This is a genomic window from Colwellia sp. KS18-150, from assembly GCF_057551365.1.
Map to the genome: position 1 here is coordinate 15,487 of NZ_BAAJMC010000020.1, position 16,187 is coordinate 31,673.

Genomic DNA, 16,187 nt, shown 5'->3' on the forward strand with positions numbered 1-16,187 from the left:
TTATGCTATGTGCCATATATAAAAGTGCCAAAAAAGATCAAACTTACCTGTTTGTTAAAACACGCGATGACTTTACCAACGTTCCTGAGGCTTTGATGCTAACTTTTGGTACTCCGACTTTAGTTACTTTAACGAACCTTGCCACGAAAGATAAATTGGCGTTTGCCGATTTGGATAAAGTGAAAGCTAGTCTTAATGAACAAGGGTACTACTTGCAATTGCCACCACCAAAAGAAGATTTATTGAAACAGCATAAATCAGCGATGGATAAACAAAAGCAACAAGGAGAATAGCCAATGATTTTTAGTCGAGTTATTTCATTAGCCATGTGGATTAGTAGTACTGTCATTATTCCTTTAAGTAGTGCTCAAGCTAAAGAGCTTTCAGAAGAAGGTTTTTTACTTTATGTCGACGAACTAAAACAAGAAGCGATATCACAAGGCTTTGAACAAAGTTTAATTGATGAGAGTTTTGCCAATATTAAGTTTCATAAACGCGCAGTAAAAGCAGATCGTAAACAGCCAGAGAAAGTGGAAACTCTAGATACTTATTTGCCCAAGCGAGTACCAAGCTGGAAAGTGAAGAAGGCTCGAGATTTATATAAAGAACATCAAGAATTACTGGTGAAGATAGGAAATGAGTATAGTGTCCAACCGCGATTTATTGTGGCGTTGTGGGGGCTTGAAACAAACTTTGGTAAATTTACCGGTGGTTATAGTGTGGTTTCTGCACTCTCAACACTTGCCTATGAAGGTCGCCGTGAAGCTTTTTTCAAAAAGCAGTTATGGGCAGCATTAACGATTCTAGATGAAGGCCATATCACCGCTGATAAAATGAAAGGCTCCTGGGCTGGCGCTATGGGGCAAAATCAATTTATGCCGACCTCATTCTTAGCTTATGCCGTTGATGGCGACGGTGATGGCAAGAAAGATATTTGGAATAACCAAGTAGATATTTTTGCTTCTATGGCTAATTATTTACAAAAGGAAGGTTGGAATGATGAGTTAACTTGGGGTCGTCAGGTTAAGTTACCTGAAAACTTTGATATGAGTTTAGCAATCCCTAAAAATACCGGCAGTCGTAAAAACTGGTTAAAAGCTTGGTCGAATACAGAGAAAACGTTATCTCAATGGCAGTCACTAGGGGTTCGCCGTACCGATGGTACAAATTTACCTAACGTTGATATTAAAGCGGCATTGGTTTTTCCTGATGATGAAAATGGTAGAGCCTACCTAGCGTATGATAACTATAAAAGCTTAATGCATTGGAATCTATCTTATTACTTTGTGAGTTCTGTTGGCCATTTATCAGATCGAATCAAGTTTCCACCAATTAATTAAGCAATAAATTTACTATGATAGAAAACACTGAAAACATTCCTTTTTGGGAAAGTAAAGCTTTAGCACAGATGACTCGCCGTGAATGGGAGTCACTTTGTGATGGATGTGCTAAATGTTGTTTGAATAAATTTATTGATGATGTAGACACTGATGAACAAAGTGAATTACAACCCACCAATCATATACAAGATGGCGAGCAAGTTGTTTACTCAAATATCGCTTGTTATTTGATCAATGAAAAAAGTTGTCAATGTAGTCAATATGAGAAACGAACAACTTTGGTACCTGATTGTGTGCGCTTAACGCAAGAAAACCTGTCGGATGTGTTTTTTATGCCACCAAGCTGTACTTATCGACGTCTTCAAGAAGGACGAGGTATGCCATCTTGGCACCCTTTATTACATAAAGGAAAAAAATCAGCCATGCATAAAGCAGGTATGTCAATTCGAGGAAAAATTGTCAAAGATGATGATGTAGCTTTGGAAGATTTTGAAGATTACATCGTTACCTGGCCACTTAATGATCTTGATTAGCACTACTCAACTATTATCTCACTGCCACGATAGCCTTTAATTTTATGACAGCCCAACAACAAAGCCTTTTCTTTTTACATTGCTCTGTATTGCTTTTTGGTGGTACGGCTTTATTTTCTAAACTCATCGGTTTGCCTGCATTAGACATCACGGTTTATCGAACAGCTGTTGCTGCAATGGCTTTATTTGTTTTATTACACCTGCAAAAAAAGCAAATAACTTTAGCCAGTGCCAAAGACTATGGTATTGCAATATTGCTTGGTGTAGTGGTAGGCATTCATTGGGTTACTTATTTTGCTGGAATGCAAATGGCTGGAGTGACTATTGGCATTATTGCATTTTTTACTTACCCAGTAATCACGGTGTTTTTAGAGCCCTTGTTAAACCGAACTAATGCTAGGCGTAAGCCACAAGTCAAAGATGTTATTATTGCTTTTATCGTCCTGTTTGGTGTTTTTTTACTTATCCCCGAAGTTCATCTAGGTAATCAAGTTACGCTTGGCATAATCTCAGGTATTATCTCGGCATTCTTCTTTGCGCTAAGGAACGTGCTTCACAAGAATTACTTTAGCCACTATTCAGGCCCGCATACCATGCTTTATCAGGCATTAGTCGCTTTTCTTATGCTAGCTTTATTTATTGAAGTGCCTGTAGCGCAAGTTTCAGAACAGGATTGGTTACTTATTATACTTGTCGGTGTTGTTTTTACTGCAATGCCGCATGCGCTATTCGCTTCTTCTTTACGCCATTTATCAGCAACTACTGTTGGCCTAATTGCTTGTTTACAGCCTTTATACGGTAGTGTATTAGCTTTTTTATTACTTAATGAACGAGTGAGTATATTAACGGTTATTGGAGGAGGGCTAGTGATCAGCTCAGCTCTTTTTGAAACGTGGTCGATAAGTAAACCTAAATAGAGTAACTTAATTACTTACTCATTGAACTGCTCGTTCCGCTTCGCTAAAAGATAAATATATTTGATTTAAGCCTTGATGATTATTTGGTGATAATTGAATATTTAGACCTTCTTGGCTAAGGGTAAAAGATTCAAATTTTTCCATTAAACAATGGCGGGTTAATTTTTCGCCACATTGTCTAGCAACTAAGGTAAATATGTGGGCGTTGAGATAACCCTCTAATTGCAATCTATTTAATTCTTGGTAGCCAGCTTGGCGCATATCGTTAATAAATTTGTGGCAAATCTGCCATTGACATTGACTAGGCTCAGGCATTACTTCACTTATTAACACTTTACTTTTATAAGCTAATCTTGAAAAAACATCTTGGCTAGATACAAACGAGAGTGAGCTGAAGAAGGGGCGAACTCCTTGCTCATAGCTCAAGTTGATCAAGTGACTAAAAGGCTGATAAGTACCAACAAAAATAATGGCATCTAATGGTTTTGTTTTTAGATGCGTTAAGACATTATCAATATCGATGGAGTTACGTTTAAAGCGCTCATTAAGTATTGGCTTTATGTTGTATTTGGCTAATATCTCTACATAACTTCTTTGTGCGGCTAGGCCAAATTCATCTGCCTGTATGACTAAGGCAATTCGCTTGTAGCCTTTTTCTGTAACTAAATAGTTAACTTGTGCTTGAGCTTCTTGTAAATAACTAGCACGTAAATTGAATATGTTTTTCACTATTGGTGAACGTAAAAAATCAGCACCAGTGAATGGCATCAGGAAAGGAATATTAGTTTTTTTCAATATAGGTAAAATAGCATGAGATGTTGGTGTGCCAACATAACCAAAAAGTGCTAACACTTTTTCTTGGTTAACTAAAGTTAAGGTGTTTTTTATCGTATTTTCTGGCTCGTAACCATCATCTAAACTTATTAATTGAACAGCTTGACCGTTAATGCCACCCAGAGAGTTTAATTGTTCAAAATAAACGTTGGCACCGGCATTGAGTTTAATGCCTAGCTGAGCTGTCGGGCCAGTTTGTGCATTTGAAATACCTAACTTAATAGTATTTTTAGCTAAAACTGGTTCGGCTGAACATAGGGATAACAATAGGATCAAAAAGATAATTTTAAACAAGATTACAGCCCTCTCTATAAGGCCTTAACTAGATATGTGCTAACTTAGGTAAGCCCTAAAGTAATTTTATAACGAATGGATTAATAAGCAAGTTTGTTATTAGTTATTTCACAAATTGAGTTTAAAAATAACACGATAAGTGGTAAAACATTGAACAGTTAGTCTTTTTTATCAACTGTTTAAAAGGTGTTTTATGATCATTGGCATTCCTAAAGAGTCTTTAAAAGGTGAAAACCGTGTTGCCGGCTCACCAAGCTCGACCAGCGCACTAAGTAAACTTGGGTTTATGGTTCAGGTGCAAAAAGGTGCAGGTACCAAAGCAAGTTTTACTGATGAAGAATACAGTCATGCTAGCGCAGAAATAGTTGCTAAGAAGAAATGTTGGCAAAGTGATATTGTTTTAAAAGTTAATGCGCCAACGCTTGATGAAGTGGCATTAATGAATGATGGAGCCACACTCATTAGTTTCATCGCCCCCGCTCAAAGTCCTGATTTATTAGAAGCATTAAGTGCTAAATCAATTACCACTTTAGCCATGGAAATGGTACCACGCATGACACGCTCTCAGTCTATGGATGCTTTAAGCTCTATGGCTAATATTGCAGGTTATCGCGCTGTTATTGAAGCATCTCATCATTTTGGCCGTTTTTTTACTGGTCAAATTACTGCGGCTGGACAAATGCCTCCGGCTAAAATAATGATTATTGGCGCAGGCGTAGCAGGACTTGCTGCTATTGGCACTGCTAGTAGCTTAGGCGCGATAGTAAGGGCTTTTGATACCCGCCCTGAAGTGAAAGAGCAAATTGAAAGTATGGGGGCTGAATTCCTCGAGTTAGATTATGAAGAGAGTGAAGATACTGGCTCTGGTGATGGTTATGCTAAAGAAATGAGTAAAGCCTTTATCGATGCTGAAATGGCACTATTTGCAGAGCAAGCCAAAGACGTTGATATTATCATTACCACAGCCATGATACCTGGAAAGCCGGCACCTAAACTTATTACTGAAGAGATGGTTAAATCAATGAAAGCCGGTAGTGTTATTGTTGATTTGGCAGCTGCTGGCGGTGGTAACTGTGAAAGTACTGAAGCTGGAAAAGTTGTTAATGCTCATGATGTTAAAGTTATAGGTTATACGGACTTGGTCTCGCGTTTACCTAATCAATCCTCGCAGCTTTATTCTAATAATTTAGTCAATTTAGCGAAATTACTGTGTAAAAATAAAGACGGAAAACTTGATATTGATTTCGATGATATTGTTATTCGCAATATGACCGTTGTTAAAGATGAAGAAATTACCTTTCCACCACCACCAATTCAAGTAAGTGCAGCACCGAAGCCTGCAGCAACACCTACGCCAAAATCAACCGTTGAATCGGCTGCTGAAGCAGAGGATGAAGAAAAGTCGTCCACTAAAAAATATGCCTTCATGGCTGCTGGCATTGCAATGTTTGGTTGGGTAGCCAGTGTTGCACCTGCTGATTTTCTTACTCACTTTACTGTGTTTGTCTTAGCTTGTGTTATTGGTTACTACGTAGTCTGGAATGTTAGTCATTCTCTACATACGCCATTAATGAGCGTCACTAATGCTATTTCAGGAATTATTATTGTGGGGGCCTTATTACAAATAGGCTCAGATAATCTTTTAGTACAAGTGTTAGCTGGTATAGCAACTTTAGTCGCCACAATAAATATTGTTGGTGGCTTTAAAGTGACTAGCCGTATGTTAAAAATGTTTAGTAAGTAAGGGAACAGTATGGAATCTACACAAATAGCGTCGAATGGTTTTATTAGTGCAGCCTACGTGGTGGCAGCATTACTGTTCATTTTTAGTTTAGCAGGATTAAGTAAGCAAGAAACAGCCAAACAAGGCAATTTATACGGCATGATAGGTATGGCGATAGCTTTGCTAACCACTATTATTGACCCAAGGGTTTCTAATGTTTTAGTGATCCTTATTGCTATGGTCATTGGCTCTGGTATTGGACTAAGGTTAGCGAACAAAGTTGAAATGACACAAATGCCTGAATTAGTCGCAATCTTGCATAGTTTTGTTGGCTTGGCAGCTGTGTTAGTTGGCTTCAATAGTTATTTTGATGCAGGGCATAGTGTTATTCTTACCGCTGTGCAGCAAACGGCGATGAATATTCATTTAACGGAAATCTTTTTAGGTATATTTATTGGCGCGGTTACATTTACCGGCTCTATCGTTGCTTTTGCAAAGTTACGAGGCTCTATTAGCTCAAGCGCATTAATGTTACCTCACCGACACAAAATGAATTTAGCGGCAGGGGTTATTTCATTTATTTTAATGATTATTTTTGTACAAAATGGTGGTGGTAATTTACCACTGTTATTAATGACGATAATTGCCTTAGCTTTTGGTTGGCATTTGGTTGCCTCTATTGGTGGAGCAGATATGCCGGTGGTTGTTTCAATGCTTAATTCATATTCCGGCTGGGCTGCGGCTGCGGCAGGGTTTATGTTAAGTAACGACTTGTTAATAATCACGGGGGCATTAGTGGGTTCGTCGGGGGCTATTTTATCCTACATTATGTGTAAGGCCATGAACCGCTCTTTTATTAGTGTTATTGCTGGCGGTTTCGGCACAGAAGTGGTTATTGATGAAGATAAAGATTACGGAGAACACCGAGAAATTCAAGCAGAAGCCGTAGCGGATTTATTACGTGGCGCTAAATCTGTAGTTATTGCCCCAGGTTATGGAATGGCTGTAGCGCAGGCGCAATATCCTGTTTATGAAATGACTCAACAATTAATCAATAAAGGTATCGATGTTCGTTTTGCTATTCACCCTGTTGCAGGGCGATTGCCTGGTCACATGAACGTACTACTTGCCGAAGCGAAAGTACCTTATGATATTGTTTTAGGTATGGATGAAATTAATGATGACTTCCCTGAGACAGATGTTGTGCTAGTTATTGGCGCGAATGACACGGTGAACCCAGCTGCTAATGAAGATCCTAACAGCCCTATTGCGGGGATGCCGGTATTAGAAGTGTGGAATGCAAAAGAAGTAGTCGTCTTTAAACGTTCAATGAGCACTGGTTATGCAGGTGTTCAAAATCCGCTTTTCTTTAAAGATAACACTCAAATGTTGTTTGGGGATGCAAAAGAAACCACAGAGCAAATTTTTAGAGCGTTATAAGTAAAAAACTATTAATCAGTATTATTTAGAAGCCCTAACAATTTTATTGTTAGGGCTTTTGTTTATCTCTTCACATAAGTATATAATCCGCGTCTTTATTTTTGGATTTATTTAATAGGTGATTTATGAGTGTTGATGCAATTGGTTTATCTGCAGAGCTATTAAAAGCGGTAAAAGCCTGTGGCTATAAAAATTTAACGCCAATTCAGCAACAAGCTATCCCTATGATCCGCACAGGTGCAGATTTATTAGCTAGTGCTCAAACTGGTACTGGGAAAACTGCGGCGTTTAGTTTACCTATTTTAGAAGCATTAACTAAAACGAGTGAGAAAAAGGAGCTTTTAGAAGGTTTTAGCCATAACACCCGAGCTTTAATTTTAACTCCAACAAGAGAGTTAGCAGCACAAGTTGCTGAAAATATGAAAGCCTATAGCCAGTTTTTACCTATAAAAATTGGCGTAGTTTATGGCGGTGGCAAAATGGCATCGCAAACTAACCTCTTAAAACAAGGTGTTGATGTACTAATTGCTACACCGGGTCGCTTATTGGAGCATGTTACTCTACGTAATGTTGATTTATCACAAGTTAAATTTTTAGTGCTTGATGAAGCGGATCGTATGTTAGACATGGGTTTTCTGTCTGATATTGAAAAATTGATGCAAGCAATGAAACGTAATCATCAAACGCTTATGTTCTCTGCTACTTATTCAAATAAAGTTAAGTCTTTAGCTAAACAAATTCTTAAAACACCACAAACGCTTGGAGTAGCTAAACAGAATTCGACCTCAGGTAAAGTTAAACAGTCGGTTTATTGGGTTAGTGAAGCGCGTAAAAGGGAGTTATTGTCAGAATTAATTGGCGTGAATAACTGGCAACAAGTGCTGGTATTTGCCGGTACAAAAGAAAGCGCTAATATTCTCGCTAAAGAATTAAAGCTTGATGGTATTAAAGCTGCGCTTTGCCATGGAGATAAAACGCAAGGTGCACGTAATAAAGCATTAGCTGACTTTAGTGAAGGTAAGGTTCGGGTCTTAGTTGCAACCGATGTTGCTGCTCGTGGCTTAGATATTGAAGACTTAGCTTATGTTGTTAATTTTCATTTACCATTTCTAGCAGAAGATTATGTTCACCGCGTAGGTCGCACAGGTCGAGCAGGGAAGTCGGGCACTGCTATTTCATTAGTGAGCCCTAAAGATGAACGCTTCTTAGAAAATATTGAAGAGCTGATAGGCCGAAAATTTGAACGAATTGTCGTACCTGGCTATGAATTGAAACGAGATGAGGCGCTTGCCTATCATCAAGAAAGTGAAAAACGCGCGAGTAAAAATCGATATCGTGCAACGCAAGAGAAGAACCAAGCGCTTGCTAAAAAGAATGCGAATAGAAAGCCAAGTGCTAATAAAAAATATAATGCCAAAATAAAGAAAAAGCGATAGCCCATTGAGTAAGCGGCAAGATGAGTATGGAGCACTACTAGAGATTAGTACTGAAACGCCTTTTAATAAAAGGCGTCATTGTTGGTTTTGTGGTGAGCCAAACCATGTTGTTTTTAACTGCCCAAGCAATAATTTTCTTAATCAAATTAGTGAAAGTCACGAGACACAATTTTCCTTACCAAGCTGTGAAGAGTGTTGCCAAGTGGCAAAGGCTCATATCTCAACGGCTAAGAAACAAGTAGTAGTCTTTTCTATTTGGACGGCAAGATCCGCCGTTAAACATTATTTAGTAAAAAAATATCAAAAAGATTTAGCCATAGGGATTAATTGGACAGAAGCTGAGTTAGCTGAAAGTGAATTTGAAGACGGAAACTTTGCCGGCTTTCAGCGAAGTGCTTGGTTTATGTATGAAGTCGCTAAAGGAAGAGTTAATTACCAAGGTTGGCCTATCATTGTTGGTGGCGTTGAACTTATCAATGAATATCAGCATGACTATTTTACTTTTGATGGTGTAACTTATCCTAATATTGAACAAGCAATACACCATTACTGCCAAACATTTTCGTTAAACCTACAATACTTTCAATCGGTTTTAACTTTATTAGGGGTAAATAACTTTGCCAAAACGGTCAGGTTTTGCCGTTTGTTGGTGGGGGCAAGTCAATATGAACGTCAGCAAGCTTTATTGGAGCTGACGTTAGAGCAGCGCTAGTATAACCAGAAAGTTATACTAAACTAAACGACACTCAAGCGTTGAGACATATTCATTTTTTGTCGGTACAAAGCCTGATCAGCTCGTTCAAATAAAGTGTGCTCGTTATCAGCACGGTTCATAAAGGTAGTACCAAGGCTACAACCTACTTGGTACTTTGCCAAAAGAGCATTACTTTTTAATGAGCTATCAATTCTATTTTGAATAATATCTAATGCGTATTCACTGGCGTTTTCAACAATAATAGCAAACTCATCACCACCAAAACGAAAAACACTATCAGAGTCACGAATACTTGTTCGAAGTATACTCGCAAACTGCCTTAAAACTTGATCACCTGTGCCATGGCCATAAGTGTCATTGATTATTTTAAATTTATTTAAATCCCCTAACACTAAACCAACTTGTCCCTGATTTCGGTTTGCATTGTGCATGGCTCGCTTTAACTGTTCATCAAAATAACGACGATTTCCGAGTCCCGTCAAACTATCTTGCATAGCAAGTTGCATTGCTTGATGATATTGCAAAGCATTTTTAAGCGGATAAAGTAAAATTTGATGAATACGTGTCAATTCTTGATAGTGTGACAAGCTAATAGGGCTATTAAGGCCGTAGCTTAGCGTACCAATAAACTCATTATTGAGTTTAAGTTCAAACTGACGTTCTTGTTTAGCCTTTTTACTACCGATCAAAGATTTACTGATGGTTTGATTTTTAAAATACAACCCTGAAAAATTAACAAAACGAGCAGCTTCCATAGCAAAAATATCAAGTAATTTGTCTAAATCAAGGGTGGTCTGTAATTGTTCTAATAAACCAATATTATTTTTGTTATTTTTACGTCTATTGTTTTCAAAAGCATTGAAAACATTAAGAGACGTCGATGGATTATCAAGTATATTGAGAGTTTGCATACTTGTTCCTCACTCTTTCGTTATTGGTAAGCTGAATGGCTTAACTTACCTGCTGTGCTTATATGGGGTCTTTTCCACTTTATATCTGTGTTGAAGCAATTACTGTTCCAGAATGTAATTTAATGCGGAGTCATAGCTAAGCTTTATTTAATTAATTTAACTATTTGATTATTCATTTAATTATTGCCAAAATTACCACTAATAAGCTTGTATGTGCTTATCAACTCTTTTAGTCATAACTTTGGCGGCAAATCATTGCCGGGTGGCAACTAGCCAAAGTTTAGACGTTTAGCATTAAGGAATGTATGTGAGCGGTCATCTTGAAATTTTAGCTATTTTATCTAGTGCCGTATTGATAGTGTGGCTTTTTCGACGCTTGAAGTTACCAGCAATACTCGCTTATTTAGTCGCGGGTATGTTAGTGGGTGAACACGGTTTAAATATCGCTCAAGAACAAGTTGATTATGATCATTTTGCCGAATTGGGCATTGTTTTCTTGCTGTTTACGCTAGGTTTAGAGTTTTCATTACCTCGATTGATGGCAATGCGCCATTTAGTGTTAGCGGTGGGAAGTTTACAAGTTGGCATATCGCTAGTCATTTTTTTAATTGCAGGTATGTTCTTTGGCTTAAGTTTTGAATCCGCCTTCGTGGTTGGCAGTATTTTAGCGTTATCTTCAACCGCTATTGTTATTAGACAATTAAGTGAAACGGGAGCGATGAAGCGTAAATCAGGTCAATTATCTGTTGCTATCTTATTATTTCAAGACGTTGCCGTTGTTCCTTTGTTAATCATCATTCCTATGTTAGCCACTGACGGCGAAAATTCGATGATTTTAGCGTTATTGTTAGCCATGCTAAAAGGTGTCGTAGTCGTTACTTTATTGCTTTTCATTGGCAAATGGTTATTACCTAAAGTCTTTAATATTATTGCTCAGGTTAGAACGGATGAATTATTTGTATTGACCACATTATTAGTGACGTTACTTGCTTCAGCACTAACTCAATGGTTTGGTTTATCCATGGCTCTTGGAGCATTTCTTGCCGGTATGATGCTTGGGGAAAGTGAATATAAACATCAGCTTGAAGCGGATATTAGGCCTTATCGAGATATTTTGTTAGGTTTGTTCTTTATCACTGTCGGTATGAAGTTAGATATAGCTGTTTTACTGTCTTCGCCACTTAGTTTACTTAGTATCATGGTAGCCTTTATGTTGGTTAAGTTAATGGTGATCAAAATACTAGCCGTCAGGGCGGGGGAGTCGAGTAAAGATGCTTGGGCATCTGGGCTAATGCTTGCCCAAATGGGAGAGTTTGGTTTTGTATTAATCGCTTTAGCCAATCAAGTGGAATTACTACCAAGTGATGTTTCTTCGATGTTGTTAGGGGCAGGCGTTGTTAGCATGGCTATTACTCCATATATGATAGACCATGCAAGATCTTGGGCTGTATTTTTAAGTCAAGAAAAGCCATCCGACAGTCACGACCTAGAGCAATTACCTGAAAATAAAGATTTAAGTGATCATGTCATTATTTGTGGTTTTGGACGTATAGGCCAAACCGTTAGCCGCTTTTTAAAACAGGAATCAATTGATTTTGTGGCTATTGATATTGACCCTTTACGAACAAAAACAGCCCGAGATGCAGGTGAAAATGTACTTTTTGGCTCATCAAGGCAAACGGAGTTACTATCTGCCGCCCACCTTTTGAAAGCTAAACTTGTGGTTATTGCCTTTGGCGAAGATAAACAATCGGTGGAGGTTATTCAAAAAGTACGCTCCTTAGCTCCCTCTGTGCCTATTTTAGTGAGAACAAGAAACGATGATCAACTAGATATGCTTTATGATGCTGGCGCTAATGAAGTGGTACCTGAAAGCTTAGAAGGAAGCTTGATGCTTGTTTCTCAAGTACTTTCGTTAACTGGCGTACCATTTTCTCGGATAATGCGCCGTGTACAAAAAGAGCGAAAAAATCATTACAATCATTTACACGGTTTCTTCCAAGGGGAGCATACCGATATGAGTCCTGAGGCCATTGACCGGATTGAGTTTGCCCATGCTATTTTGATCAATGAAGACTCATTTGGTTGTGGGCAAAGCTTAGCTTCATTAAATTTACCCAGTCGCCGCGTTCATATTATTGCTTTACGTCGTGATAATATTGAATGTGAATCACCTGAAGAAGAGACTATTTTACAAGCACAAGACACCTTAGTTGTACGTGGTAAGCCAAGACGAGTAGAACGTGCTGAACGTTATGTACAAGAAGGTGTTTAAGCAATATCCTCGTAATTTCACCTAAATAAACTTATAGCTTGAGCAACAGATTAAGGTGTTGCTCTTGTTTGCTTTCTGTGACTGGTTGCAGGGTATAAATGAAGAAAGTTTTTTATTTGATGTTCTTTTTCCATCGCATCATTAAAGCCGAGTTTTATCAATTCACCGCAAAAGTTTTTTTCAAACAATAAATAGCTGATGAGGCTTGACTCTGCATCATTGCTAATGCCCAAACTGCGTAATAAAACTCGTACGGGTAACGGCAATTCCTCATAATACTTAACAGCAATGGCGTTAAAGTCATGACTAGGGTTAATCACTAAGCTGTCGATATGCTTCAAACCATCAACATTCTCTCTATTTTTCGCCGGTATCAGTTTTAAGGTATTATTAATTCGAGTCATTCTTTCGATATCACTGCTGATGGTATCAGCGAAAATAGAGTCGAGTAAATGACCTGCTATTGTTGCAGTGGTTGGCGGGTGGGGATTGTTTTCATTTGCATGTAAAGGCTCTTTAGGCTGTTCAACACCGATAACAAAAATACGTTTTGCTCCCATATGAATTGCAGGGCTTAAAGGCGATAATTGATGAACAGAGCCGTCACCAAAGTGTTGGTTCTTTATCTTTACCGATGGAAATACCATGGGAATAGCTGCTGAAGCCATTAAATGTTCACTGTTTAATTGGCTAGGTTTACCAGAGCGTTTGGCTCTTTGCCAAGGCAAAATATCATCACTAGATTGATAAAAACTGATTGAATCACCCGTGCTGTAGCTTGACGCGGTTACCGAAACGGCCGATAAATAGCCTCGCAGAATATTATGATCTATGCGCTTAAAGTCCATTACTTGTTTTAACAAGCCTCGAAGAGGCGCACTATTTAGTAAGCTATGAGGCGACTTGTTGGCGTAATCAGCTTGGAAGCTAGCTAGCATACCACGACCAATATGGCCAAATACCCCTTGGGCATTATTATGATAAATTTTTGCCGTATCTAAGTTTTTCCATACCCATTCGAGTTTTTTTACTCCTAAATGGAAGCATGAAGCATAGCAACCTAACGCGGCACTATTAATTGCTCCTGCCGATGTACCACATAAAATTGGAAAGGGAATACCATGGTTTCTAGGGACAAATTTAGCGATAGCAGATAGTACTCCCACTTGATAAGCGGCACGAGCACCACCACCGGTGAGAACTAAAGCATTCTGGCTATCTATATAATTACGTTTGCTGGTCATAGCTTATTGTTATTGAATTAGAAAATCATCTGGTTATCTATTGAGTGTAAGTGCTTTTAAATAATATCGCTAGCGAGATTTACATAAATTCAACTGATAAATTATGTGAATAATATGTTTAAATTCAATGAAGAAGAAGTGATTTTAGTAATTTGAAATCTACTTTGTGTATTGGAGTGATGAGTAAATCGGGGTGGTTTAAAGGTAACAAGGGCATTGTAACCTCGAAAGCGAGTTATGCTAATGATTGTATCTAGAGTGAAACAAGGATGGCTTTATAATAATTTAACCAAGTGTTGTTTATGTATAGGCCTACTTTAGTTATAATCCCGCGCAGTATTTATTAGGAATAACACCATGGCACAACCCAATTTACAATTTTTAGCGTTAACCTCTCCAGGTATTGAAGTGTTACTCGCTGAAGAAATCACTACGTTAGGCGCAGAGCAAGTAGTACAAAAGCCCGAAGGTGTTTATTTCACCGCTTCTTTAGCACTAGGCTATAAATTTTCATTATGGACTCGATTAGCCACTCGAGTCATGTTGAAAATAGGTGAGGGTGAAGCAAAGAATAAAGACGAATTATTCTCTAGCGCAAGTAGTATTAATTGGTTAGAACACTTTGACTCTCAAACAAGCTTTGCAATCGATTTTGTGGGTTATAGTGAAGAAATTCGTAATAGTCAATTTGGTGGTTTAACCATTAAAGATGCTATTGTCGATCAATTCAGAGAACAAGGTTTAGAAAGGCCAAATGTTGATAAATCTTCTCCTGATATTAGTTTTCAAGCTCGTTTATTAAGAGATCAAGTTAGCATTTATTTAGATTTTTCTGGTCGCGGCTTATTTCAACGAGGTTATCGAGAACATTCAGGTGCGGCACCGTTAAAAGAAAACTTAGCTGCAGCGTTAATCTTACGTTCTGGTTGGTTGGCGGACAGTTCGAAACCGCTAGTTGATCCAATGTGTGGCTCTGGCACCATACTTATTGAAGCAGTTGCCATGGCAACTAAGCAAGCGCCAAGCATTAATCGTGCAAGCTGGGGGTTCGATGCCTGGCAGCAACATGATGATGAGTTATGGCAAGGGCAATTATCTCAAGCAATAGAAAGCTCAGAAAATGCTCTTGAGCAGGCTAATGTTAGTAGTTTGAAAGTGTTCGGTATCGATTTAGATGCACGTGTATTAAAAACAGCACAACAAAATGCTCGTAATGCTGGTCTACAACGTTTTATCGAATTTAAATGTCAAAATACGAATGACATGAATAATACCTTTGGCCAAGCCGGAACCATCTTATTTAACCCTCCTTATGGTGAGCGTATTGGTGAATTACCTGAGTTGGTTGAAAACTTTGTCTTGTTCGGGCAAAAACTAAAAACACAATTTATGGATTGGCGTTTAGCTATTTTAACAGGCAATATCGACTTGCTTTCCATGTTGAAGCTATCAAGCTTTAAGCGTTATAAATTTAAAAATGGCCCTCTGGATTGTCAACTCGCGCTTTACAATGTTAATGAAAAGCAGCTGGCTAAAGATGCCGTTAACCCTAATGCTAACTTTGCTGAGCAAGACAGTGCCTTTGCAAACCGGTTGAAGAAAAACCGTAAAGGCCTTAAAGGATGGTTAAAATCAGCTGAAATAGAGTGTTACCGACTGTATGACGCCGACATTCCTGAATACAATGTTGCTGTTGATGTTTATGGTGACTATCTTGTAATTCAAGAATATGCAGCGCCTAAAACTATTGATGCTGATAAAGCCAGTAAACGTTTACAAGAAGTTATTTACTGGGCACCGAAAGTATTAGAAGTACCTACCGATAAGGTTGTATTGAAAACGCGTGCTAAACAAAAAGGTAGTAACCAATATCAACGTGTCGATAAGTCTAAACAGTCTATTACCATGAATGAGCATGGTGCTTTATTTAAAATAAACTTATGGGACTACCTCGATACCGGTTTATTTTTAGATCACCGTAAAACAAGACAAATTGTTGCCAAGAAAAGCAAAGGGAAAAGTCTCTTAAATTTATTTGCTTATACTGGCTCAGTTTCAGTACAAGCAGCTTTGCATGGTGCAAGCGAAATAACCACAGTAGATATGTCGAATACTTATCTCAATTGGGCGCAAGATAACTTTGCCTTAAATAAACTTAATGGCCATAAATATCAGTTTGTGCAAGCTGACTGTTTAGAGTGGCTTAAAAATAATCAACAAAAGTTTGAATTGATTTTTATTGACCCGCCAACTTTTTCTAACTCTAAACGTATGGAAGATAGTTTTGATGTGCAACGTGATCATGTGTCATTAATAACCGACGCATTAAAATCGTTAACAGAGCATGGCGAGATATTTTTCACTAACAATAAACGCAATTTTAAAATGGACTTTGATGCCATGGAAAAATTAGGTTTACAAGCAAAAGCCATGTCTGACGTAACTCGAGATAAAGATTTTGCTCGTAATAAGCATATTCATAACAGCTGGTCGATTAGCCGAGTTACTAAAAAACCATAGAGCAG

The 16,187-nt window shown here is 38.2% G+C and carries 13 protein-coding genes; 10 read left to right on the top strand and 3 right to left on the bottom strand.

The annotated features are described in order from the left end of the window. Positions 1-2: 2 nt before the first annotated feature. The 4 genes from AC27IF_RS16905 to AC27IF_RS16920 are packed head-to-tail and all read left to right on the top strand — an operon-like array spanning position 3 to position 2,790. Entirely contained in the window at positions 3-293 is a 291-nt protein-coding gene (locus AC27IF_RS16905) for a YcgL domain-containing protein (RefSeq protein WP_487055523.1), read from the top strand. A 33-nt stretch (positions 294-326) separates the two neighbouring features. Continuing rightward, positions 327-1,340 (top strand): lytic murein transglycosylase, encoded by a 1,014-nt coding sequence (locus tag AC27IF_RS16910; RefSeq protein WP_487055565.1) that lies wholly within the window; start codon positions 327-329, stop codon positions 1,338-1,340. A gap of 14 nt (positions 1,341-1,354) precedes the next feature. After that, on the top strand, positions 1,355-1,873 hold the full coding sequence (locus tag AC27IF_RS16915; RefSeq protein WP_487055524.1) for a YcgN family cysteine cluster protein: 519 nt from the start codon (positions 1,355-1,357) through the stop codon (positions 1,871-1,873). Between the two features lie 44 nt (positions 1,874-1,917). After that, positions 1,918-2,790, top strand: a complete 873-nt coding sequence (locus AC27IF_RS16920; protein WP_487055525.1) for a DMT family transporter — start codon at positions 1,918-1,920, stop codon at positions 2,788-2,790. An 18-nt stretch (positions 2,791-2,808) separates the two neighbouring features. Here the strand turns inward: AC27IF_RS16920 and AC27IF_RS16925 are convergent, their stop codons facing one another. Next, the gene (locus AC27IF_RS16925) at positions 2,809-3,918 is read right to left on the bottom strand and encodes an ABC transporter substrate-binding protein (RefSeq protein ID WP_487055526.1); all 1,110 of its coding nucleotides are present in this window, start codon (positions 3,916-3,918) and stop codon (positions 2,809-2,811) included. A gap of 193 nt (positions 3,919-4,111) precedes the next feature. Between AC27IF_RS16925 and AC27IF_RS16930 the strand changes: the two genes are divergently transcribed. From AC27IF_RS16930 to AC27IF_RS16945, 4 genes are all read left to right on the top strand, one after another. Continuing rightward, complete coding sequence (locus AC27IF_RS16930) at positions 4,112-5,662, top strand: Re/Si-specific NAD(P)(+) transhydrogenase subunit alpha (RefSeq protein WP_487055527.1); 1,551 nt, start codon at positions 4,112-4,114, stop codon at positions 5,660-5,662. Positions 5,663-5,671: 9 nt separating this feature from the next. Further along, positions 5,672-7,081 (top strand): Re/Si-specific NAD(P)(+) transhydrogenase subunit beta, encoded by a 1,410-nt coding sequence (pntB, locus tag AC27IF_RS16935; RefSeq protein WP_487055528.1) that lies wholly within the window; start codon positions 5,672-5,674, stop codon positions 7,079-7,081. Positions 7,082-7,206: 125 nt separating this feature from the next. After that, positions 7,207-8,517: a DEAD/DEAH box helicase gene (locus tag AC27IF_RS16940; protein ID WP_487055529.1), complete on the top strand. Its 1,311-nt coding sequence runs from the start codon at positions 7,207-7,209 to the stop codon at positions 8,515-8,517. A 4-nt stretch (positions 8,518-8,521) separates the two neighbouring features. Beyond that, complete coding sequence (locus AC27IF_RS16945; RefSeq protein WP_487055530.1) at positions 8,522-9,229, top strand: hypothetical protein; 708 nt, start codon at positions 8,522-8,524, stop codon at positions 9,227-9,229. Between the two features lie 23 nt (positions 9,230-9,252). On the opposite strand, the gene AC27IF_RS16950 is transcribed toward AC27IF_RS16945, so the two are convergent. Next, complete coding sequence (locus AC27IF_RS16950) at positions 9,253-10,143, bottom strand: GGDEF domain-containing protein (protein ID WP_487055531.1); 891 nt, start codon at positions 10,141-10,143, stop codon at positions 9,253-9,255. A 307-nt stretch (positions 10,144-10,450) separates the two neighbouring features. Here AC27IF_RS16950 and AC27IF_RS16955 point away from each other — a divergent pair, with 307 nt between their 5' ends. Continuing rightward, positions 10,451-12,418, top strand: a complete 1,968-nt coding sequence (locus AC27IF_RS16955; RefSeq protein WP_487055532.1) for a monovalent cation:proton antiporter family protein — start codon at positions 10,451-10,453, stop codon at positions 12,416-12,418. A gap of 50 nt (positions 12,419-12,468) precedes the next feature. Here the strand turns inward: AC27IF_RS16955 and AC27IF_RS16960 are convergent, their stop codons facing one another. Beyond that, positions 12,469-13,662, bottom strand: coding sequence for a patatin-like phospholipase family protein (locus tag AC27IF_RS16960; protein WP_487055533.1), 1,194 nt, complete (start codon positions 13,660-13,662; stop codon positions 12,469-12,471). A gap of 357 nt (positions 13,663-14,019) precedes the next feature. Between AC27IF_RS16960 and rlmKL the strand changes: the two genes are divergently transcribed. Next, the gene (gene rlmKL, locus AC27IF_RS16965; RefSeq protein WP_487055534.1) at positions 14,020-16,182 is read left to right on the top strand and encodes a bifunctional 23S rRNA (guanine(2069)-N(7))-methyltransferase RlmK/23S rRNA (guanine(2445)-N(2))-methyltransferase RlmL; all 2,163 of its coding nucleotides are present in this window, start codon (positions 14,020-14,022) and stop codon (positions 16,180-16,182) included. Positions 16,183-16,187: the final 5 nt, after the last annotated feature.

Bases quoted from the DNA above. Each gene is read 5' to 3' on its own strand.
- AC27IF_RS16905 (WP_487055523.1), top strand. From the start codon at position 3: ATGCTATGTGCCATATATAAAAGTGCCAAAAAAGATCAAACTTACCTG.
- AC27IF_RS16910 (WP_487055565.1), top strand. From the start codon at position 327: ATGTGGATTAGTAGTACTGTCATTATTCCTTTAAGTAGTGCTCAAGCT.
- AC27IF_RS16915 (WP_487055524.1), top strand. From the start codon at position 1,355: ATGATAGAAAACACTGAAAACATTCCTTTTTGGGAAAGTAAAGCTTTA.
- AC27IF_RS16920 (WP_487055525.1), top strand. From the start codon at position 1,918: ATGACAGCCCAACAACAAAGCCTTTTCTTTTTACATTGCTCTGTATTG.
- AC27IF_RS16930 (WP_487055527.1), top strand. From the start codon at position 4,112: ATGATCATTGGCATTCCTAAAGAGTCTTTAAAAGGTGAAAACCGTGTT.
- pntB (WP_487055528.1), top strand. From the start codon at position 5,672: ATGGAATCTACACAAATAGCGTCGAATGGTTTTATTAGTGCAGCCTAC.
- AC27IF_RS16940 (WP_487055529.1), top strand. From the start codon at position 7,207: ATGAGTGTTGATGCAATTGGTTTATCTGCAGAGCTATTAAAAGCGGTA.
- AC27IF_RS16950 (WP_487055531.1), bottom strand. From the start codon at position 10,143: ATGCAAACTCTCAATATACTTGATAATCCATCGACGTCTCTTAATGTT.
- AC27IF_RS16960 (WP_487055533.1), bottom strand. From the start codon at position 13,662: ATGACCAGCAAACGTAATTATATAGATAGCCAGAATGCTTTAGTTCTC.
- rlmKL (WP_487055534.1), top strand. From the start codon at position 14,020: ATGGCACAACCCAATTTACAATTTTTAGCGTTAACCTCTCCAGGTATT.